Source organism: Halomicrococcus gelatinilyticus, from assembly GCA_024227995.1.
Lineage (GTDB): Archaea > Halobacteriota > Halobacteria > Halobacteriales > Haladaptataceae > Halomicrococcus > Halomicrococcus gelatinilyticus.
The window spans coordinates 1,264,923-1,284,599 of the sequence record CP100465.1; the positions used below are offsets into that span (position 1 = coordinate 1,264,923).

The following is a 19,677-nucleotide window of genomic DNA, read 5'->3' on the forward strand; positions in this document are numbered from 1 at the left end:
GTCGGCGGAGTCGCAACGAAAAGAGGGACGGAGCGACGCGTCCGGAGCGTCGAGCGAGCTGCGAGTCGCCGGCCTCAGACGAGGTCTGCCATCTGGTCGAGGTGTTCGTCGTAGACGTCGAGCGCGCGCTGGATGGGTTCGGGCGAGGACATGTCGACGCCGGCGGTCTCCAGCAGTTCGAGGGGGTACTCCCGGGAGCCGCGTTCGAGGAACTCCAGGTAGCGCTCGGCCGCCGGTTCGCCTTCTTCGAGTATCCCGTCGGCGAGCGCGACGGCCGCGCTGATGCCGGTGCTGTACTGGTAGACGTAGTACGCCCGGTAGAAGTGCGGGATGCGCATCCACTCGCGCTCGATGCGGTCGTCGACGACGGCGGGCTCGTAGAACTCGCGCTTGAGGTCGCCGTAGATCTCGTCGAGGCGGTCGGGGGTGAGCGCGCCGTTCTCCTCGACGACCTGGTGGGCCTGGTGCTCGAAGTCGGCGAACAGCGTCTGGCGGTACAGCGTCGAGCGGAACCGTTCGAGGTACTCGTTGAGGACGTGCCGGCGGAACTCGGGGTCGTCGACCGTCTCCAGCAGGTGCTCGGTCAGCAGCGCCTCGTTGACCGTGCTCGCCACCTCGGCGACGAAGATCTCGTAGCCGCTGTAGACGTACGGCTGCGCCTCGCTGGTCAACTGGGAGTGCAGCGAGTGGCCGAGTTCGTGCGCCAGCGTGTACATCGACGCGATGTCGTCCTGGTAGTTCATCAGGATGAACGGCTGGGTGTCGTAGGTGCCGCTGCTGTAGGCGCCCGAGCGCTTGTCCTGGGTCTCGTACACGTCGATCCAGCGCGACTCGATGCCCTCCTCGACGCGGGACTGGTAGTCGTCGCCGAGCGCGCCGACGGCCTCGACGACGTGGTCGACGGCGTCCTCGTAGTCGAGGTCCGGGCTCTCGGAGTCGGTCATCGGCATGTAGAGGTCCCACATTCGGAGTTCGTCGACGCCGAGGCTCTCGCGCTTGAGTTCGGCGTGGCGGTGGAGCTTGTCGAGGTTGTCGCGGACGGTCTCCAGCAGGTTGTCGTACACCTCGGCGGGGACGTTCGGGCCGTCCATCGCCGCCTCGCGGGCGGTGTCGTAGTTGCGCGCCCGGGCGAGCTTGACGTCGGCCTTCACGCTGTTCTTGTACGCCGCGCCGACCGAGTTGCGGACGTCGGCCCACTCGTCGAAGTAGCCCTCGTACACCTCGCGGCGGAACTCGCGGTCGGGGTTCTTCAGGAGGGTGGTGAAGTTGCTCTGGGTTATCTCGACCGCGTCGCCGTCGGGCTTCTCGACGGTCGGGAACGCCATGTCGGCGTTCGAGAGCAGGTTGTAGATCTCGCCGGAGGCACCGGTCACCTCGCCGAGTTCGGCGAGCAGGTTCTCGACCTCCGTCGAGCGGGTGTGTTCTTTCATCCGCATCACGTCGTCGAGGTAGTGCTCGTACTGCTCCAGGCCCTCGGTCTCCGCGACCATCCGGTCGAGTTCGTCGCGGTCGAGCGACTGTATCTCGGGGTCGATGAAGCTCGCCGCGCTCTCTGCGCGCGACGCGAGCGACTGCGCCCGCGAGGAGAGCGCCTGGTACTCCTGGTCGGAGGTGTCCTCGTCGCTGCGCATCCGGGCGTAGGCGGCGACCTGCTCGACCTCCCGGCCGAGCTCGTCGGACAGTTGCAGCACCGCTAGCAACGTCTCGCCGTCCTCGGTCGCGCGTCCCTCGTAGGCTTCGAGGTCCGCCAGGCGGTCTTCGACGTCGGCGTAGGCGTCCTCCCAGTCGTCGTCGCCCGCGTAGATGCTCTCCAGGTCCCACTTGTACGCCGGCTCGACGTCGCTCCGTTCGGGGATGGAACTCATACCACTACGGTAGGAACAGCCGCGCCGTAAGCGTTGGTATCTCGGAACCCGCCGTCGCTCCCGCTGTCCGCTCGCGACCCGACCCGGTGACGGGAACTCGTCTCACCCGCCGCGACCCAAAGGCACTTTTAATGTGGCGCCATACGAATGACCAACAAATGTCTCGCAGTCCATCTGTTCCTGACCGGCCGACCCTGGAGTTGGATCCGGACATGTCGGACGCGGAACGGCTCGCCGCACTCCGCGAACACTTCGCGAACATCGTCCAGATCAACGAGAAGTTGAACGAGCGCGTCGACGACGCCGCCGAGCGCCAGCAGGAACTCGCCGAGCAGGTCGACCGCCTGGAACGCGAGAACGAGACCCTGAAGACCACCTCGCTGTACGTCGCCACCGTCGAGGACATGACCGACGAGGGCGTCGTCATCAAACAGCACGGCAACAACCAGGAGGTGCTGACGGAGGTCACGACCCAGTTCCGCGAGTCGCTCGAAGCGGGCGACCGCGTCGCGGTCAACGACTCGTTCAGCATCGAGACCGTCCTCGACGCCGAGACGGACGCCCGCGCGCAGGCCATGGAGGTCGACGGCTCGCCGGAGGTCACCTACGAGGACATCGGCGGCATCGACGAGCAGATCCGCGAGGTCCGCGAGGCCGTCGAGGAGCCGCTGGTCCACCCCGAGCAGTTCGAGGAGACCGGCGTCGAACCGCCGAGCGGCGTGCTGCTGCACGGCCCGCCGGGAACGGGGAAGACGATGCTGGCGAAGGCCGTCGCCAACCAGACCGACGCCACCTTCATCAAGATGGCCGGCTCCGAACTCGTCCAGAAGTTCATCGGCGAGGGTGCCCGGCTGGTCCGCGACCTCTTCGAACTCGCCTCCGAGCACGAACCCGCCGTGATCTTCATCGACGAGATCGACGCCGTCGCCAGCAAGCGGACGGACTCGAAGACGTCCGGCGACGCGGAGGTCCAGCGGACGATGATGCAGTTGCTCTCGGAGATGGACGGCTTCGAGGACCGCGGCGAGATCCGCATCATCGCCGCCACCAACCGCTTCGACATGCTCGACCGCGCCATCCTCCGCCCCGGGCGCTTCGACCGCCTCATCGAGGTGCCCAACCCCGACCTGGAGGGTCGCGAGCGCATCCTGGAGATCCACACCCGCGAGATGAACCTCGCCGACGACGTCGACTTCGACCAGCTCGCACGCGACGTCGACGGCTTCAGCGGGGCGGAGATAGAGAGCCTGACGACCGAGGCGGGCATGTTCGCCATCCGCGACGGCCGTACCGAGGTCGCGATGGAGGACTTCGAGGACGCCCTGGACAAGATCGAGCAGGACGGCTCCGGCACCGGCTACCTCCACTACGCGCACTAGCCGAGACGCCACGGGGGTCAGGAAACCGCACTCGCTTCTGCGGCTATCGACGCGACCGACGAGCGACAGTGCTGGAAGCTGCCGTCAGGTGCCGAAACCGGGGTGGTCGGCCTGGTACTGCAGGAGCTGGGCGGCCCGGTCGGCCTTCGCCAGCAGCACCGCCTTCAGCTCCGGCGGGTTCTCGACGGACGTGCTCTCCAGCAGGTCGTCGGGCACCGCGAGCGTCCCCTCCGGGACGCCGTCGTCGCCGTGGACCGAGAGGTGCTGCTGGTCGAGTTTCATCACGAGCGGCGAGTCGAGTCGCTCGACGCCCTCGCCGGTCGCGTACAGTTCCTGGTTCACGCGCTCGTGCTGGTCGCGGCGCAGCACCGCGTGTTCGCCGTCGTGTGGTTCGACGTACAGCCGACCGAGGTAGTACCCCTTCGAGAACTGCGTGAACATCGTTGACATACGACTCACAGCGAAGGAGAGGTATAACAGTTGCGCAAAGGATTTATAAAGAAGTGCAATGCCACGTGATAAGCACTGTCGTTTCGTTCTCCGATCGGTGGAAGCGACGGTCGGGAGGCGAGCGACGTCGCTGCACGCGTCGTCACCGACGGGGAGGACGCAGCGACCGCACGGAGGACGAGAGCGCGGGCCGAACGCCGACGGCCCGTCGCGGAAACGCGGTTCGGTGGCTAGTTCGAGTCCTGGCCGAGGACGTCGGTCTCCACCTGCTTCTCGTAGTTCAGGGAGTCGAGTTCGATCCGCTGGGTCTGGCCGCGATACTCGACGACGACGTAGTACGACACCGAGAGCGTGCTGCGCTCGTCGTTCTGGACGTGGGTCTTCCACCAGTCGCCGAGCTTCGTGTTGTCGAGGACGATGGTGTCCTCGACCGTCTTCGAACTGTGCGCGGACACCGTGACGGACTTGTCCTTCGACTCGTCGGCGAGGACGACGTCGTTCATCTTCACGGTGTAGCCGACCTCAGTGATGTCGAAGGAGTCGCCGCGGTCGTTCGTGACGGTCGCGGACGTCTCGATGGGCGTCTCGGGCATCGTAGCCTCGCCCCACTCGGCCCCCATGTCGGAGACGCTACCGACGCGCCGACCGGCGAGCGATATCTCCTGGGTCGACGACTCGTCGATGGGAGCGAGCATGTCCGTGGTGAACTGACCGCGCTCGGCCGGCCGGTTCAGCGGCAGGCGCGCGAACCCGGTGTCGATGGTGACCTCGCGCTCGACGACCCGCTGGCTCACCTCGTCGTTGTTGACGTGGCTGACCCACCACGACTGGACCTCGCGGCCGGTGATGGCGGCGGAGAACGACAGTTCGTTGTGCCCGGGCGCGATGGCCTTCGAGACGGTCGTGTCGACAAGCGACACGTCGTTCATCTGCACCGAGTAGTTGGTCCGGAACGAGAGGTCGTCGGCGAACGCGGCGTCGGCGTCGTTGGGGTTGTCGACGACGGCCGTCGTCCTGACGCGGGTGTCGCCCTGGTCGGGGACGACCCACTCGCTCGTGACCGACCCGACGGTCGGGGCCTGGAACGCCGACCCGTTCGGCGTCTCGACGACCTTCGTCTGCGTCTCGCCGCCGCCGAGCACGTCGGTGGTGAAGACGACGCGCTTGCTGAGGAAGGACAGCGGGACGCGCTCGGTCTCGCCGTCGTCCTGCATGAGCGCGTAGAACTGCACGTCCATCGTCGTCGTCTCGTCGTTGTCGACGTGGCTCGCCCACCACGCTGGAAGCTTGCCGTTGTCCATCGCCGAGTCGATCTCGATGGTCTCGGTCGACTCGGGACCGATGGTCACCGTGCCGTCGGTGGTGCCGTTGGCGACCTCGACGTCGTTCATCGTGATGCTGTACCCCAGTTTCGAGAACTCGACCGTCCCACTACCCGGGTTCTCGACCGTGGCGTCGAACGCGATCGGCGTCTTCTCCTCGGTCGCTTCTCCCCACGAGGCCTCGGTCTTCGTGGCCGTCAGTATCGTCCGGCCGTCCACCGTGAGCGAGCGTGGCTCGCTGCTGTCGAACGCCGAGAGCAGGTCGGTGCTGAACGACTGCTCCTGGGCGGGCAGCGACGTCGAGTAGAACGGGACGCCGACGCTCGGCGTGACCGAGAGCGTCGTCTGCTCGCCGTTGTTGACGTGGGTCGCCCACCACGCGGGAATCTTGTCGTTGTCGATGGTCGGCGACAGCGACACGGTCGAGCGACCGGTGCCGAGGCCGACGCCGCTCTTGGTCCCCTCGCCGACGACGACGTCGTTCATGCCGATCTCGTAACCCATGTCGACGACGCCGGGGACACGGAAGGAGTTCGGGTTGTCGACGACGACCTCGGTCCGTATCTCGGTCCGGTCCTCGTTCACCGTCCCCCACTCCGTGCTGGTCGATTCGACGGTCGGCTGTTGCACCGTGACGACGCCGGACGCGAGCGCGACGCCGATACCGCCTGCCGCCACGACGAGCAGCGACACGATTGCCACGAGTATCTTGCCGAGCAGGCTATTCGGTCGCACGTAACTCCACCCCGTCTGACAGGTACGCGTGTCGGTAGTTCACGAGGGAGGGTTCCGACCGGGGCGATATGAAAGTTTACCCGCGGAGTTCCGACGCGTCGTCGAGGACGTACGCCCGGTCGTCGGGGATGCGGACGCCGACCTCGTCGCCGACCGCGAGCGACTCCTCCGCGTAGGCGTCCAGTCGGTCGTCGCCGACCGCCAGCGCCACGCGACTGCGACCGTCCTCGGGGAACACCCGCTCCACGCGGGCGGCGAAGTCGGGGTCGGCCGCCCCGAGTTCGACGTGCTCGGGACGGACGGTGAGGTAGGTGCCGTCGGCGAGGTGGGCGAGGTCGCCGGCGGTCAGGTCGAGGCAGTTCGCGCCGGTGAACCGCGCGACGAACGGTGACGCCGGACGCTCGAAGACGGCCTCCGGCGACCCCGACTGGACGATGTCGCCGTCGTCGATGACGGCGACGCGGTCGGCGAGCATGCGCGCCGTCGTCCGGTTGTGGGTGACGTACACCGCCGTCTCGTCGGCCAGGACGTCCGCGAGGTCCTCGCGCAGCGACTGGCGGGTCGGCACGTCGAGCGCCGAGAGCGGTTCGTCCAGCAGGAACGCGCTCGGTCGGACGAGCAGCGCGCGGGCCAGGGCGACGCGCTGGCGCTCGCCGCCGGACAGCGTCGGCGGGTAGCGGTCCGCGAGGTCCGCGACGCCGAGCGCCGCCAGCAGTTCGTCGGGGTCGCGCGTCCGGTCGTGGTAGCGCTCGCCGAACGCCACGTTCTCCCGGACCGAGAGGTGGGGGAACAGGGCGTAGTCCTGGAAGACGAATCCCAGGTTGCGCTCCTCGGGTGCCAGGCCGGAGAGGCGGTCGCCGTCGAGGGTCACGCTCCCCTCGTGGTCGTGGAAGCCGGCGACAGTCTCCAGCAGGAGCGTCTTCCCGCTCCCGCTCGGCCCGAGCACGACGAGCGTCTCGCCGTCGGCGACGTCGAGGTCGGCGCGCACGTCGAACCGGTCGGCCCCCTCGGCGGTGAACGTCGCCGAGACGTCGATAGAGAGGCTCACGGCCACCCTCCGTCGTCGTAGGCCAGCGAGCGGACGACCAGGAAGATGGCCACCGAGAGCGCGAGCAGCAGCGTCGCCACCGCGCCGCTCTCGTCGAGGCCGCCGGTCATGAACTCCCGGTAGATGAACACGGGCGCGTGCTGGGTTTCGGACCGCTCGCCGAACAGCGGCGGGTAGACCACGTCGACGTTGTACGCGACGATGGCGACCGCACCGAACTCGGAGACGGCCCGCGCCCACGCTAGCACGCCGCCGGTGAGCACGCCGCGGACCGACAGCGGCGCGGTCACGCGCCGGAACGTCTCCCAGCGGTTCGCGCCGAGGGTGCGCGCCGCGCGCTGGACCCGCTCGTCGACGGCCTCGAACCCCTCGCGAGCGGCGTTGACCGCGAACGGCGCGCTCACGAACGTCATCGCCAGCACCATCCCGGTCGTCGTCCCGATGACGGAGAAGTCGTAGTGGAAGCCGTCGAACAGCGGCACGTCGACGGGGACGCCGAGCAGCGTGAACGCGCCGGGTATCGACACCTCCAGCCAGCCGAACGCGCCCTCGTCGCCGTACGCGAAGAGGACGGCGAGGCCGGCGACGCTGTGGGGGACGACCAGCGGCAGGTCGACGAGGCTCTCGACGAGCGCCTGGCCGGGGAAGCCCCGCGCGAGCACCAGCGCAAGCGGCACGCCGAGCGCGACCGACAGCAGCGCCGCGAGCATCGGCGCGTACACCGAGAGGTACAGCGCACGGTGGACCGCGGGGTCGAGCGCCTTCTCGACGACGATGCCCGGGTCCTGGCGCGCGACCAGCATCAACAGCGGCAGCGCGAGCGCCACGAGCAGGACGCTCCCGAACGTCGCCGCCGCGACGCCGAACGCGCCGCGGTCGCGGTGGTAGGCGACCGCCCCGGTGCTCGCCACGGCGAACAGCGCGTACGCTCCCGGCAACTCGACGGTGAAGGCGAACGCGAACGCGAGCAGTTGCACCGTGACGAACGTCAGCACCGTCGTCCCCGTTCCGAGGGCGACGGCGGGCCGGCCGCGCGTCGTCTCAGTACTCACGGGTCAGACGTTCATCCGCCTGGCCGAAGACTTTTTCTCCGCGCGTTTCGCGACGCGGTCCGGCAGCGCGGCCGCCCGACGAGCGTCAGCGCCAACGCGGCCCACGCCGTGCCCGCGCGGCGGTCGCTCACGGTCTCGCAGTGCCGACGAGGTCGGCCAGTTCCTCGCGCGCGGCGTCGTCGAGGGGGCGGTGGGGCTTGCGCGGGTACCCGGCCGGCGCGCCGCGCTCGCGCATCGCCGCCTTCGCGCCGGCGACGCCGTACACGGCGGTGATGGCGCGGTTCAGGTCGACGAGTTTCGCGTTCAACTGGCGAGCCTCGTCGTCCTTGCCGACGCGGTGGAGGTCGAACACCTCGCTGGCGCGCTCGGGCGCGACGTTCGCCAGCGCGAGCACGCCGCCGTCCGCGCCCGCGTCGAGGCCGTGGGCGTAGACGCTGCCGCTGCCGACCAGCAGGTCGAAGTCGGCGTCCGCGGTGCGGGCGCGCTCGCGCTGGAGGCGTTCGAGGTCGCCGCTTGAGTCTTTCATCCCCGCGACGTTGTCGTGGGTGGCGAGGTCGGCGACCGTCTCGGCGGTGAGCGCGACGCCGGTGTATGCCGGCACGCTGTAGAGGTAGACGGGGACGGGACTCTCGTCTGCCACTTCGCGGTAGTACTCCGCGAGCGCGTCCTGGTCGTGCCCGTAGTAGAACGGCGTCACCACGAGCGCGGCGTCGGCCCCGGCCGTGGCGGCCCCCTCGGTCTGGCGGAGCGTCTCCCGCAGGCCGGGGTGGCCGGTGCCGGCGAGCACGGGGACGTCGACCGTCTCGGCGACGACCTCGACGGCGCGCGTCCGTTCCTCGACGCTCATCAGTTCCGCCTCGCTGTTCGACCCGCAGGGGACCACGAAGTCCACACCGCGATCTGTGACCCATTCGGCCAGTTCGCGCAGTCGCTGCGCCGCCAGGTCGCCGTCCCGGTCGAACGGCGTCACCAGCGGCACGCCGGTTCCGTCCATACGCTCCCCACTCCGTCCGCCGCCTTCAATCGCCGGGAAGCGGCGACCGAGCGGGAGGGGTCGACCGCCGAGAGAGACGGCCCGGCGTACCGCCGTAGAATCACGTTTTTACTCTCGCAGGCCCGAGTGGAACCATGACGCTGCTCGAAGACGCCCACGCCGCCCACGGTGCCACGTTCGGTTCCGTCGGCGGGCGGCGCGTCACACGCCACTACGGCCGCCCCGAACGCACCCACCACGCGGTCCGCAACGGCGTCGGGTTGACCGAGATGCCGTACGGCGTCGTGGTCGTGACCGGCGACGACCGCGTCGACTACGTGGACAACGTCGTCTCGAACGCAGTCCCCCGCGAGGACGGCGAGGGACGGTACGCGCTGCTGCTCGACCCCCAGGGACGGGTCGAGACGGACATGTACGTCTACAACGCTGGCGAGCGCCTCCTCCTCTTCACCCCGCCGGGCGAGGCGCGGCCGCTCGCCGAGGAGTGGCGGGGGAAGGTGTTCATCGAGGACGTCGACGTCACGGTCGCGACGGACGACTTCGGCGTCTTCGGCGTCCACGGTCCGAAGGCGACCGAGAAGGTCGCGAGCGTGCTGAACGACGCCGGCGCGCCCGACGGCCACCTTTCGTTCACCCGCGGGAAGATATCCGAGGTGGGCGTCACCGTCGTCCGGACCGACTCGCCGACCGGCGAGGAGGGCTACGAGGTCGTCTGCACGACGGGCGAGACGGAGGACGAGGCGGGTCGGCCGCAGTCGAACGTGGAACTCGTCTTCGACACGCTGCTGACGCGCGGGCTGAACGCCGTCCCGTTCGGCCGCCGGACGTGGGAGACGCTGACGCTGGAGGCGGGGACGCCGCTGTTCGAGTTCGAACTCGCGGGCGAACTACCGAACGACCTCGGCGTGCGCAACGCGCTCGACTTCGAGAAGGGCTGCTACGTCGGCCAGGAGGTCGTCTCGCGGGTCGAGAACCGCGGCCAGCCAGGCCAGCGGCTCGTCGGCCTGCTCCCGGCGGCGGTCCCGGAGCGCGGGGCAGCCGTCTTCGCCAGCGACGGGGCGGTGGGCGAGGTGACGCGCGCGGCCGAGAGCCCGTCGCGCGACGAACCGGTGGCGCTGGCGCTGGTCGACAGCGACGTCGCGCCCGGCGACGAGGTCGCGGTGCGCGTCGAGGGCGAGGACCGGCCGGCCGCCGTCGTCGACCTCCCGCTGGTCGAGGGGAGCGACCGCTCGGCGCGGACGCCGCGCTACGGGTGAACGACGTCGCTGAGAAAACGGTGAACTGAGCGTCGGCTTACGCGGCGGCGTCTTCGAGGACGTTCTCCAGCGCGTCGCGCTGGGTGACGCCGACGAAGCGTTCGACGACGCCGTCGTCGTCCTCGATGACGATGGTCGGGATCGAGCGAACCTGGTACTCGTTGGCGACGTCCTGGTGCTCGTCGACGTCGATCTTCTCGAACTCTACGTCGTCCCAGTCCTCTTCGAGCTCCTCCAGGATGGGATCCTGGGTCTTGCACGGGCCACACCAGTCTGCGTAGAAGTCCAGTAACCTGACAGTCATGCTCTCTTTTCCGAAGTTGGGGAGGGCCGCGCATAAGGGTTTCCCACTCCCCGCGGATTGCCGCAATCGGCACAGGCCCGCCATAGCGGCGGATTCCGTGGCGAGCGCGGTCCGGACGTCGACGCGTTCGGGAGTCGGTTCCGACGTTCGGGGGCGTGGCGAAACCTTTACCCCGAGGGAAGACCGACCTGGGAACATGAGCAGTGGCCAGAACTCCGGCGGACTGATGTCCAGCGCCGGACTCGTCCGGTACTTCGACGCCGAGGACCGCAACGCCATCCGGGTCGACCCCAGGTCGATCGTCGCGTTCGGCGTCTTCTTCGGCGTCCTCATCATGGTACTGAACTTCCTAGCGCTGTAGCGAGGCCCTTTTCTCAGCGCGCTTCGTAGCGCCGTCCATGAGTCTCACAGCCGGCGTCGTCGCGGTGCAGGGCGACGTGAGCGAGCACGGCGCGGCCGTCGAGCGAGCGGCCGACGCCCACGGACGCGACGTCGACGTCGTCGAGATACGCCAGTCCGGAACGGTCCCCGACTGCGACCTGCTGGTGTTGCCGGGCGGCGAGTCGACCACCATCTCGCGGCTCCTCCACTCCGAAGGCATCGCCCCCGAGATAACCGACCACGTCGGCGACGGGAAGCCGGTGCTGGCGACCTGCGCCGGCCTCATCGTCACCGCGACGGACGCCGCGGACGAGCGCGTCGAACCACTGGGCCTCGTCGACGTGACCGTCGAGCGCAACGCCTTCGGACGACAGAAGGACAGCTTCGAGGCACCGCTGGACGTCGCGGGGCTGGACGACCCCTTCCCCGCCGTCTTCATCCGCGCGCCGCTCATCGACGCGGTGGGCGACGCCGTCGAGGTGCTGGCCGCGTGGGACGGCCGCCCCGTCGCGGTCCGGGACGGTCCCGTCGTCGGTCTCTCCTTCCACCCCGAGCTCACGGGGGACAGTCGGCTCCACGACCTGGCGTTCTTCGGGGACGAGACCTGAAAAAGCGGCAGTTGCGAGAGTAGTTCTCAGTCGCGTTCGACGACGAGCGCCGCCCCGGCGACCGCCAGCAGGGCGACGGCCACGCCGAAGCCTGGCTGGCCGTCGCTCTGGGTGGTCGACGCGGTCGTCGTCGAAGGGGTCGTCGACGTCTCGTGCGGTCCGGACGTCGTGGTGGTCGTCTCGTCCTGAACGTCGATATCGAGTTCAGCGTTCGAGAGGTAGGTGGCGTTGTCGACCGGAACCGTCACGCTGACCGTTCCGTTCTCCGCAACCGTGACGCTCGTCGAGTGCCGGAAGTCACCGGCTGACTCCGCGAGGACGTCGAGTTCCGTCCCTGCTTCGAGGCCAGTGTCGCCGGTGAGGCGGACCTCGGCCGGGCCCGATAGGTTGACGTCGTCCTCGAACGCGAGCGTCGTCGAGAACGCGCCGGAGGAGTCCGTCGTGACGGACGCGCTCTTGCGGAACTCTCCGGAGGCCGCGGCCACGAGTTGCAGTTCCGTGTCGGCCGCGAACGGCGTCTCGCCGCTGACCGTGTAGTTCGTCGTCGCGGTCTCGTTCTGGTCCGCGACCGCCTGGTCGACTGCCGATGCGCCTGTCGGTGCTGCGGCGGTTGCGCCCGCGAGGACCGCGAGCGACACCGCTATCGCGAGTATCGGAATCGTTCGTCGCATGATTGGAGGGTGTCGATTCGGGGACCTGTACGACTGCAGTACAGGATTTCTTGGTGTCGCCCGTGGACAAATAAATACTTTCTTATGATACTCCAGCTAGAGGATTGGCCCCAAAGGGCGTACTTCCGGCCGTCACTCCACGGTCAGCGTCCGCTTGTCGGCGACGGCGTCGGCCTCCTCGAAGTCGCCGCCGCCGAGCAGGCCGCGGGCGGCGCGCTTGCCCCACTCGACCGCTGGCTGGACGAACGTGTCGACCCCGTACAGTTCGCCGGCGAGCACGCAGGCCGCCTCCATGCCGTACAGCAGTTCGCCGAGGCTCCGCTCGTCGACGCGGTCGATCTCGACGCGGACGTTCGGACGGCCGGCCGCGGCGAGGCTGGCTTCGGTCGCCTCGAACTCGGCGTCGAGGAGTTCGCCCAGCGACGATCCGCCGAGGTACTCCAGGCCCGGGAGGTCGGTCTCGGGGATGGCGCGGTCGTCGCGCTCGACGGGGCGGACGAGCGACACCATCTTGTCCCGAGGGCCGGCCCGGTAGAGCTGGAGCTGGGAGTGCTGGTCGGTCGCGCCGAGCGCCCGCGCCGGCGTCTGGCCGACGCCGTCCTTGCCGAGGCTCTCGGCCCAGAGCTGGGCGAACCACTCCGCGAACGTCTCCAGCGACTCGGCGTACGGCATCATGGCGTTGACGGCCGCCCCGCGCTCGTCGAGCGCGTAGGAGACGGCACCGTAGGCGTACGCCGGCGACTCGAACAGGGAGCCGTCGAGGCTGTCGGCCCCGTCGCTCGCACCCGCGAGGATGGCGTCGAGGTCGTGACCCTGGATGGCCGCGCAGGCGAGCCCCACCGTCGAGAGCGCGGAGAAGCGGCCGGGGACGCCCTCCGGGACGGCGAGCGCGGGCAGGTCGTGGCGGTCGGCGAGGTCGCGGAGGTTGCCCTCCTCGCCGGTCGTGACGAACGTGCGCTCGGTCCAGTCGACGCCCGCGGCGTCCATCGCGTCGCGGACGACGAGGAAGTTCGCCAGCGTCTCGGCGGTCGTCCCGGAGCGCGAGACGACGTTGACGGCCGCGTCGGCCAGCGAGACGTCGTCGAGCAGCGTCCGGACGTGCTCGGGGTCGACGTTGTCCAGGAAGTAGGCGTCCACGTCCGATTCGAGGGCGTTCGCGAGCGTCGCCGCGCCGAGCGCGCTCCCGCCGATGCCGACCGTCAGGACGGCGTCGGCGTCGGCAAACGGTTCGACCGCCGACCGGATGGCGTCCGGGTCGACGGTGTCGGGCAGGTTCAGCGCCGCGTAGCCGTGCTCGTCGTTCGCCCGGCCGTCCGCGATGCGCTCGTGGGCGTCGGCGACCCGTTCGTCGAGCGAATCGAGGTCGGCGCGGGCGACGCCGGGCGAGGCGACGTCGTCGAGGGCGTTACCGAGGTCTACGCGCATGGTCGAATCGCCGTCGCCGGCAGTGAAAAAGCCATCCACTTGGCCGCTCGCGAACGACGGACGGGGCCGTCTGCCCGGGGCAGCTCGATGCGGGGGCGTTCGACGTCGCCGGACGCAGGCGACGACGGGCGTGTCTGTGCGTTTCGAGGACGTGTACGACGCCTACAGCGGAAGGCGGTCGATGATGCGGTCGACGATGGACGGCTCCTCGACCGCCTCGTCGGGGTCCGGAACGACGCGCTCGTCGGGGAAGATGAGCGTCCGTCGCTCCTCCTTCTCGGCGCGGATGAGGTCGTCTCGCTTGAGGTTGCCGAGCGCGTCCTCGATGTCGTCGATGTCGATTTCGACCTCCGAGCGGAGCTCGAAGACCGTCATCCCCTCCTCGCTGCGGTCGACGAGGGCGTCGAGGATCTCCACCTCGACCTCCGCGCGGCGCCGATACTCCTGCCTGGCCTTCATGTTCGCCCCTATGTCACCCCGGCTTTTAGCATTACCTGCGTTCGCGTCGGTCGCGACCCCGGTTGGGCCGGAATCGCGTCAGCTGTGCCGGTGGGACGGGTCGCCGCGCGGGTCGCAGCAACCGCGGTCACGTTCGCGAGAGCAGCGTCCGGAGGTGCTCGGGCGAGAAGAACGAGGTCGGGCGGTCCATGTGGACCGCGATCTCGCCCGAGAGCGCCCGCAGCCCCGCGGTCTGGACCGGTTCCGGCAGCGAGTAGGCTCGCCGGACCCAGTGACCGAGGCGTATCTCGGACTGCAGGTCGTCGCGCCACGCCCGCTCGTAGTCGGCGAGCGTCCCCGGGTCGTCGGGGGCGACGGTGCGCGCCGCGTGGTCGGCCGCGGTCATGCCGTAGAGGATGCCGCCGCCGGTGAACGGCTTCGTCTGGGCGGCGGCGTCGCCGAGCAGGAACCCGCGGTGGGCGGTCACCGACCGCGGCGGGCCGATGGGGATCATGCCCGCGCAGAACTCGCTCGTCTCCACGTCGTAGTCGGCGGTGAACCGCTCGAACAGCTCGCGTGCGCCCGGTTGCGCCCCCGGCGGCGCGGCCAGGCCGTACTCGACGCCGGCGTCGCCGCGCGGGATGCGCCACGCGAAGAAGCGCGGCGCGGTGAGGTGGACGTCGACGAAGTCGCCCGGGTCGTCCTCGTCGGTGAACCCGAGCACGCCCTGGAGCTTCTCGCCGGGTTCCGGCAGCCCCAGTTCGCGCCGGACGCGGCTGACGGGGCCGTCGCAACCCGCGACCATCTTCGCGCGGAACTGCTCGGTACCGTCCGGCGTGTTGGCCGTGACCGCGACGTGGTCGCCGTGCTCCTCGACCGCCGTGACGCTGTGGTCCTCGCGGAGGTCGGCCCCCGCGTCCCGGGCCGCGCCGGCGAGCGTGCGGTCCAGCCCGACGCGGTCGATGACGTTCGAGACGACCTCGTCCTTGTAGAAGGGGTGCTCGGCCGACCCCGGCCCGCCGACGTGGAAGCGCGCGCCGTAGACCTCGTTCTGGAGGAGTTCCTCGCGCGCGCCGTCGGGCGTGAAGTCCCAGACGTCGGTGCTGACGTGGCCCGAGCAGGCCAGGGGTTTCCCGACCTCGCCCCGTTCGAGGACGAGCACGTCGCGGCCGTTCTCCGCGGCGCGGCGCGCGAACCGCGACCCGGCCGGTCCCGCCCCGGCGACGAGGAAGTCGTACATCACCGTCGGGTACTGGCCGGCCCGTGAAATACCTTCTCTCTCCCGGCGCGACGTCACAGCGATGACACGTTCGCCGACCGTAACGACGCGGTCGGCGGCGGTGCGGTGACGCGGTCGGCGGCGACGAGAGCCGAGCGAAGGGAACGAGGGGAAGCGAGAACGAAGACTGCGAGGACGACGGCGACCCGGACGTCGCCGTGGATTTTTGTCGCCCGGGGTGTCACGTCATGACATGACAGAACGAGCACGCGCGCTCGGGCGACTGTGGCAGGACGACTACCCGTGGACGTTCCTGACGCGCTTGACGGAGATCGAGAACCGGCTCGGGGGCCACCCGGGCGAGCGCCGCGCCGCGGACCTGGTCGCCGAGGGGTTCGAGCGGGCCGGCGCGCGCGACGTCACCATGGAGTCGTTCGACATCACCCGCTGGGACCGTGGCCGGGCCGAACTCGCGGTGACGGAGCCGGTCCGGCGCTCGTTCGAGGCGGTCGCGCTGCCGTACTCGCCCGGCGGCGACGCCCGGGGCGAACTGGTCGACGTCGGCCACGGTACGCCCGAGGAGATCGACGAGATGGACGTCGAGGGAGCCATCGCGGTTGCGAGCACGACCACGCCGCCCGGGAACCGGTTCGTCCACCGGATGGAGAAGTTCGGGCACGCCGTCGCGGCGGGTGCGGAGGCGTTCGTCTTCCACAACCACGTTCCCGGACAGCTGCCGCCCACGGGGTCGCTGACGTTCGGCGACGTGGCCGCGCGGCCGGGCGTCGGCGTGAGCCGGGAGACCGGCGCGTGGCTCACCGACTACGCCGACCGCGGCGCGACCGCCACCCTCTCCGTCGACGCCGGAACGGAGCCGGCGACGAGTCACGACGTCCACGCCGAACTCGGCCCGGACACGGACGAAGAGGTGCTCGTCGTCGCCCACCTCGACGCCCACGACGTCGCGGAGGGCGCGCTCGACAACGGCTGTGGCATCACCGTCGTCGTCGCCGCGGCGCACCTGCTCGCGGAACTGGACCTCGACGCGCGGGTCCGCGTCGCCGGCGTCGGCTGCGAGGAGACCGGCCTGCTCGGCAGCGAGGCGCTCGCCGACCGCCTCGACGCAGACCGGGTGCGCGCGGTCGTCAACGTCGACGGTGCCGGCCGGTTCCGCGACCTGCAGGCGTTCACCCACGGCTCGGAGACGCTCCGGTCGGTCGCCGAGCGGGTGGCCGACGAGACGAACCAGCCCATCGGCGTCGAGGCGAACGTCCACCCGTTCAGCGACCACTGGCCGTTCCTCCGGCGGGGCGTCCCCGCGCTCCAGTTGCACAGCCGGCAGGACGATAGCGCGCCCGGCCAGCGCGGCCGCGGGTGGGGCCACACCCACGCCGACACCCGCGACAAGGTGGACGACCGCAACCTGCGCGAGCACGCCATGCTGACCGCGCTGCTCGTCCAGGAGCTCACCCGGCGCGAGGACGTCCCCCGCCGGGACGCCGAGGACGTCGCCGAAGACCTCCGCGAGCGCGACTACGAGGCGGGGATGCGGGCGGCGGACATCTGGCCCGAGGACTGGGCGTGAGAGGCCGGGCTCGCTCGCGTCGATACGTCGCGAACTACTCGCCGAACACCTCGCCGTCGAGGACGCCGCGCACCAGCAGCGCGATGCCGCGCATGGCGAGGTAGACGCCGCCGAAGAGGGCGGCGGCCCAGACGAGGGCGGCGAGGACGAACGCGACGATGCCGCCACCGAGGGCGACGCTGACGAGGCCGGCGAGCGTCCCGCCGAGGCCGAGCAGGAACAGACCGAGCACGACCCAGACGGTCGACTGCCAGAGCCACGAGCGGTCGACGACGCGGAGGTCCGACGGTTCAGTTGCGACCATTCCGACGTTCGGTGTCCGTGGCGTTCCAGACGTTACCGGACGCGGTCCGTTATCTCGCCGGCGACCCGCGCGCCGGTCGCGCGCTCGGCGCGCAGTTCGTCGAACACCTCGCCGGCGCTCGCGGCGGCCTCCGCGTCGACGTCGAAGTCGAGGGCGTACCCGACGTCCGTGAGGACGAGTGGGTGCGCCGGGGCGGGTTCGACGCCCTCCGGGCCGTCGAGGGGTTCCGGCGAGAGCACGCGCTCGACCTTCGACGTCGGCGCGTCGCCGGTCGCGACGGCGTGGACCAGCGAGACGACGCGGCGGACGAGGTTCCGCGCGAACCCGCCCGCCCGGAGCGTGACGACGAGGTAGTCGCCGTCCCGGAGCACGTCGGTCGAGAGGTCCCTGACCGTCCCCTCGTCGTCGGGGGTGAGGTTGTGGAAGTCGTGTTCGCCCGAGAGGCGGTCGAGGGCGTCCTTCGCCAGCGGCAGCGACGCCGTCGGTGCGTAGCAGTGGTAGGTGTACTCCCGGAAGCGGGCGTCGTGGGTGGCGTGGAACGACGGCGGCGCGTCGGCGCTCGCCCACGCGCGGACCGAAGCGGGGAGTTCGCTGTTCAGCGCCGCGGGCGTGAGCCAGTCCGGCGCGGCGAACGCGACCGTCTGGGCCACGGCGGAGACTCCGGCGTCGGTCCGTCCCGCCGCGGCGTAGCTCTTCGGCACGCCGTCGCTGACCCCGAGCGCAGCGAGCGCGGCGAGCAGTTCGTCCTCGACCGTCCGGACGTCGGGCTGGCGCTGGAACCCGTGGAACGGACGACCGTCGTAGGCGATCCGGAAGGCACGCATGGATTCCCGTTACCGTCGGATTATGTATAGTTCTATGGTCCGTTCGCCCGCGTAGGACGAGCTTGACGCGTCGAACACCCACGCTACGGGATTTCGGGCCCCCTGAACGGACGCCCTGGTCTGGCGGCGGAGTCGGTCAATCACCGGGTACCGGGGATCAGGGTCCTGAAACCGGTCGGGGGGACGACCGTACGGCGGCCGTACGGGCCGGGCGACCCGTCGCAGACCTCGGCCAGCGGCCTCGACGCGACCGGCTCCGTCGACGGAGAGCGATTTCTTCACCGGACGGGGACCGTTACTTCTGCGGACGCGGACGTAAACATACAAGACCGACCGCTCGATAGGGACAGGTATGTCAGCAGCCTCCAGGCGGCGGGCGTTCGCCGTCGTCGCCGCGGTCCTGTGTTCGCTCTCCCTTCTGGCCGCTCCGATGGCCGCAGGCGAAAGCGGGAACGACCAGCCCACCACCTGCGTCGGGACGATGGAGCAGCCCGCGAACGGGACGACCGTCGTCGCCGTCCAGGGGTTCACCTGGCACGACGGGGCCACGAAGAAGCCGGCGAAGCTCGTCGGCCTCGGGCCGCGCGGCCAGGTGAAGTGGGTCCATCACAGCGCCGAACACGGCGTCTCCTGGCAGTACGACGTCGACCCGATGGACAACGGCAACGTCTTCGTCACCGCGACGAGCGACGGGAAGACGAAGGTCTACGAGTTCGACCCCCGCACCCAGAAACACGTCTGGGAGGAGACACTCCACATCGAGGACACCCACGACGTCGACCTCATCAACGACGGCACCCAGCTGCTCGTGGCGAACATGAAGAACTACGACGAGAAGACCGAGACGAACAACGACAGCATCTTCGTCTACGACCTCCAGAAGGACGAGATCGTCTGGCGCTGGTTCTTCCGCGACCACTACGACGAGAGCGTCGGCGGCAACTACACCCGCGACTGGACGCACGTCAACGACGTCGACAAGATCGGCGACGGGCGCTACCTGGCGTCGCCGCGCAACTTCGACCAGGCCATCGTCGTCGACCGCGAGACCGACGAGATAACGATGCAACTGGGCGAAGACGGGAACCACTCCGTCCTCTACGAGCAGCACAACCCCGACTTCCTCCGGAACGACAACCTCACCGCGACGATGCTGGTCGCCGACTCGGAGAACAGGCGCATCGTCGAGTACGAGCGGGGCGGCGACGGCTGGGCGAAGACCTGGCAGCTGGGGACCGGCGACGACCTCAAGTGGCCGCGCGACGCCGACCGCCTGCCGAACGGCAACACGCTCGTCAGCGACTCCCGAAACCACCGCGTGGTGGAGGTGACGCCGACCGGCGAGGTCGTCTGGGAGGTCTACGCACCGTTCCTGGTGTACGACGCCGCGCGCCTCAAGACCGGCGAGCACGCAGGCGGGCCGACCATCGCCGACCTGAACGCCACCGGCACGTACAGCCTGGAGGGCGACGCCGCGCTCTACGAGAACTGGAGCAACCTCGAACGCTGTCACGCCGACCTCCAGCAGATCGACGGCTGGGCCCCCGGCCAGGAGCCGACCACGACGACCAGCACGGGAACCGGCGGCACGGGTGAGAGCGGCGTCAACGACGACAGCGACGGTAACGACGGCGTCCTGGGGACCACGACGACCCCGGACGGCCAGCCCGGCTTCGGTGCCGGCGTCGCGCTCGCCGCCCTGCTGGTGACGGTCGCCCTGCTCGCCCGCCGTCGCGCCTGACCCCGCTCCCCCGCGACCGACCGCTACTCACCCATCGTCCGGCCCTCAATCCGAGGCGAGGACCGGTCGCGGCCCG

General features: G+C 69.9%; 19 protein-coding genes. 6 read left to right on the top strand and 13 right to left on the bottom strand.

Features of this window, described 5'->3' with window-relative positions; translation table 11 throughout:
- Nucleotides 1–74: 74 nt before the first annotated feature.
- Complete coding sequence (gene pepF / locus NKT36_RS06760) at nucleotides 75–1,865, bottom strand: oligoendopeptidase F (protein WP_327053195.1); 1,791 nt, start codon at nucleotides 1,863–1,865, stop codon at nucleotides 75–77.
- 158 nt (nucleotides 1,866–2,023) lie between these two features.
- Here pepF and pan2 point away from each other — a divergent pair, with 158 nt between their 5' ends.
- Nucleotides 2,024–3,244: a proteasome-activating nucleotidase Pan2 gene (pan2, locus tag NKT36_RS06765; protein ID WP_327053196.1), complete on the top strand. Its 1,221-nt coding sequence runs from the start codon at nucleotides 2,024–2,026 to the stop codon at nucleotides 3,242–3,244.
- 84 nt (nucleotides 3,245–3,328) lie between these two features.
- Here pan2 and NKT36_RS06770 read toward each other — a convergent pair whose 3' ends face one another.
- The 5 genes from NKT36_RS06770 to NKT36_RS06790 form a co-directional block, all read right to left on the bottom strand.
- Nucleotides 3,329–3,685: a DUF5802 family protein gene (locus NKT36_RS06770; RefSeq protein WP_327053369.1), complete on the bottom strand. Its 357-nt coding sequence runs from the start codon at nucleotides 3,683–3,685 to the stop codon at nucleotides 3,329–3,331.
- 239 nt (nucleotides 3,686–3,924) lie between these two features.
- A complete protein-coding gene (locus NKT36_RS06775) occupies nucleotides 3,925–5,751 on the bottom strand; it encodes an LEA type 2 family protein (RefSeq protein ID WP_327053197.1) in 1,827 nt (608 codons plus the stop codon).
- A gap of 76 nt (nucleotides 5,752–5,827) precedes the next feature.
- The gene (locus tag NKT36_RS06780; protein WP_327053198.1) at nucleotides 5,828–6,799 is read right to left on the bottom strand and encodes an ABC transporter ATP-binding protein; all 972 of its coding nucleotides are present in this window, start codon (nucleotides 6,797–6,799) and stop codon (nucleotides 5,828–5,830) included.
- Nucleotides 6,796–7,851, bottom strand: coding sequence for an ABC transporter permease (locus tag NKT36_RS06785; protein WP_327053199.1), 1,056 nt, complete (start codon nucleotides 7,849–7,851; stop codon nucleotides 6,796–6,798). Before NKT36_RS06785 ends, NKT36_RS06780 begins: the two co-directional genes overlap by 4 nt.
- 127 nt (nucleotides 7,852–7,978) lie before the next feature.
- Nucleotides 7,979–8,845 (bottom strand): dihydrodipicolinate synthase family protein, encoded by an 867-nt coding sequence (locus NKT36_RS06790; protein WP_327053200.1) that lies wholly within the window; start codon nucleotides 8,843–8,845, stop codon nucleotides 7,979–7,981.
- A gap of 134 nt (nucleotides 8,846–8,979) precedes the next feature.
- On the opposite strand from NKT36_RS06790, the gene ygfZ reads away from it, so the two are divergent.
- On the top strand, nucleotides 8,980–10,101 hold the full coding sequence (gene ygfZ, locus NKT36_RS06795; protein ID WP_327053201.1) for a CAF17-like 4Fe-4S cluster assembly/insertion protein YgfZ: 1,122 nt from the start codon (nucleotides 8,980–8,982) through the stop codon (nucleotides 10,099–10,101).
- A gap of 37 nt (nucleotides 10,102–10,138) precedes the next feature.
- On the opposite strand, the gene trxA is transcribed toward ygfZ, so the two are convergent.
- Nucleotides 10,139–10,405, bottom strand: a complete 267-nt coding sequence (gene trxA / locus NKT36_RS06800) for a thioredoxin (RefSeq protein WP_327053202.1) — start codon at nucleotides 10,403–10,405, stop codon at nucleotides 10,139–10,141.
- Nucleotides 10,406–10,601: 196 nt separating this feature from the next.
- Here trxA and NKT36_RS06805 point away from each other — a divergent pair, with 196 nt between their 5' ends.
- On the top strand, nucleotides 10,602–10,766 hold the full coding sequence (locus tag NKT36_RS06805; RefSeq protein ID WP_327053203.1) for a preprotein translocase subunit Sec61beta: 165 nt from the start codon (nucleotides 10,602–10,604) through the stop codon (nucleotides 10,764–10,766).
- 37 nt (nucleotides 10,767–10,803) lie between these two features.
- On the top strand, nucleotides 10,804–11,394 hold the full coding sequence (pdxT, locus tag NKT36_RS06810; protein ID WP_327053204.1) for a pyridoxal 5'-phosphate synthase glutaminase subunit PdxT: 591 nt from the start codon (nucleotides 10,804–10,806) through the stop codon (nucleotides 11,392–11,394).
- Nucleotides 11,395–11,420: 26 nt separating this feature from the next.
- Here the strand turns inward: pdxT and NKT36_RS06815 are convergent, their stop codons facing one another.
- The 4 genes from NKT36_RS06815 to NKT36_RS06830 form a co-directional block, all read right to left on the bottom strand.
- A complete protein-coding gene (locus NKT36_RS06815) occupies nucleotides 11,421–12,065 on the bottom strand; it encodes a PGF-CTERM sorting domain-containing protein (protein ID WP_327053205.1) in 645 nt (214 codons plus the stop codon).
- 132 nt (nucleotides 12,066–12,197) lie between these two features.
- The gene (locus NKT36_RS06820) at nucleotides 12,198–13,490 is read right to left on the bottom strand and encodes a glucose-6-phosphate isomerase (RefSeq protein ID WP_327053206.1); all 1,293 of its coding nucleotides are present in this window, start codon (nucleotides 13,488–13,490) and stop codon (nucleotides 12,198–12,200) included.
- Nucleotides 13,491–13,652: 162 nt separating this feature from the next.
- Nucleotides 13,653–13,949, bottom strand: a complete 297-nt coding sequence (locus NKT36_RS06825; RefSeq protein WP_327053207.1) for a DUF6432 family protein — start codon at nucleotides 13,947–13,949, stop codon at nucleotides 13,653–13,655.
- 127 nt (nucleotides 13,950–14,076) lie between these two features.
- Nucleotides 14,077–15,168, bottom strand: coding sequence for a geranylgeranyl reductase family protein (locus tag NKT36_RS06830; protein ID WP_327053208.1), 1,092 nt, complete (start codon nucleotides 15,166–15,168; stop codon nucleotides 14,077–14,079).
- 232 nt (nucleotides 15,169–15,400) lie between these two features.
- On the opposite strand from NKT36_RS06830, the gene NKT36_RS06835 reads away from it, so the two are divergent.
- Nucleotides 15,401–16,732, top strand: a complete 1,332-nt coding sequence (locus NKT36_RS06835) for a M28 family metallopeptidase (RefSeq protein WP_327053209.1) — start codon at nucleotides 15,401–15,403, stop codon at nucleotides 16,730–16,732.
- Between the two features lie 34 nt (nucleotides 16,733–16,766).
- On the opposite strand, the gene NKT36_RS06840 is transcribed toward NKT36_RS06835, so the two are convergent.
- Nucleotides 16,767–17,036 carry a hypothetical protein gene (locus NKT36_RS06840; RefSeq protein WP_327053210.1) on the bottom strand — a complete coding sequence of 90 codons (270 nt, stop codon included), beginning with the start codon at nucleotides 17,034–17,036 and terminating at the stop codon, nucleotides 16,767–16,769.
- 32 nt (nucleotides 17,037–17,068) lie between these two features.
- Nucleotides 17,069–17,860 (bottom strand): tRNA pseudouridine(38-40) synthase TruA, encoded by a 792-nt coding sequence (truA, locus tag NKT36_RS06845; RefSeq protein ID WP_327053211.1) that lies wholly within the window; start codon nucleotides 17,858–17,860, stop codon nucleotides 17,069–17,071.
- 352 nt (nucleotides 17,861–18,212) lie between these two features.
- On the opposite strand from truA, the gene NKT36_RS06850 reads away from it, so the two are divergent.
- Complete coding sequence (locus tag NKT36_RS06850) at nucleotides 18,213–19,601, top strand: PGF-CTERM sorting domain-containing protein (RefSeq protein ID WP_327053212.1); 1,389 nt, start codon at nucleotides 18,213–18,215, stop codon at nucleotides 19,599–19,601.
- Nucleotides 19,602–19,677 lie beyond the last annotated feature (76 nt).

Bases quoted from the DNA above. Each gene is read 5' to 3' on its own strand.
- NKT36_RS06850 (WP_327053212.1), top strand. From the start codon at position 18,213: ATGTCAGCAGCCTCCAGGCGGCGGGCGTTCGCCGTCGTCGCCGCGGTC.
- NKT36_RS06820 (WP_327053206.1), bottom strand. From the start codon at position 13,490: ATGCGCGTAGACCTCGGTAACGCCCTCGACGACGTCGCCTCGCCCGGC.
- pdxT (WP_327053204.1), top strand. From the start codon at position 10,804: ATGAGTCTCACAGCCGGCGTCGTCGCGGTGCAGGGCGACGTGAGCGAG.
- pan2 (WP_327053196.1), top strand. From the start codon at position 2,024: ATGTCTCGCAGTCCATCTGTTCCTGACCGGCCGACCCTGGAGTTGGAT.
- truA (WP_327053211.1), bottom strand. From the start codon at position 17,860: ATGCGTGCCTTCCGGATCGCCTACGACGGTCGTCCGTTCCACGGGTTC.
- NKT36_RS06840 (WP_327053210.1), bottom strand. From the start codon at position 17,036: ATGGTCGCAACTGAACCGTCGGACCTCCGCGTCGTCGACCGCTCGTGG.
- NKT36_RS06830 (WP_327053208.1), bottom strand. From the start codon at position 15,168: ATGTACGACTTCCTCGTCGCCGGGGCGGGACCGGCCGGGTCGCGGTTC.
- NKT36_RS06790 (WP_327053200.1), bottom strand. From the start codon at position 8,845: ATGGACGGAACCGGCGTGCCGCTGGTGACGCCGTTCGACCGGGACGGC.
- trxA (WP_327053202.1), bottom strand. From the start codon at position 10,405: ATGACTGTCAGGTTACTGGACTTCTACGCAGACTGGTGTGGCCCGTGC.
- NKT36_RS06825 (WP_327053207.1), bottom strand. From the start codon at position 13,949: ATGAAGGCCAGGCAGGAGTATCGGCGCCGCGCGGAGGTCGAGGTGGAG.
- ygfZ (WP_327053201.1), top strand. From the start codon at position 8,980: ATGACGCTGCTCGAAGACGCCCACGCCGCCCACGGTGCCACGTTCGGT.
- pepF (WP_327053195.1), bottom strand. From the start codon at position 1,865: ATGAGTTCCATCCCCGAACGGAGCGACGTCGAGCCGGCGTACAAGTGG.
- NKT36_RS06770 (WP_327053369.1), bottom strand. From the start codon at position 3,685: ATGTTCACGCAGTTCTCGAAGGGGTACTACCTCGGTCGGCTGTACGTC.
- NKT36_RS06815 (WP_327053205.1), bottom strand. From the start codon at position 12,065: ATGCGACGAACGATTCCGATACTCGCGATAGCGGTGTCGCTCGCGGTC.
- NKT36_RS06835 (WP_327053209.1), top strand. From the start codon at position 15,401: ATGACAGAACGAGCACGCGCGCTCGGGCGACTGTGGCAGGACGACTAC.
- NKT36_RS06805 (WP_327053203.1), top strand. From the start codon at position 10,602: ATGAGCAGTGGCCAGAACTCCGGCGGACTGATGTCCAGCGCCGGACTC.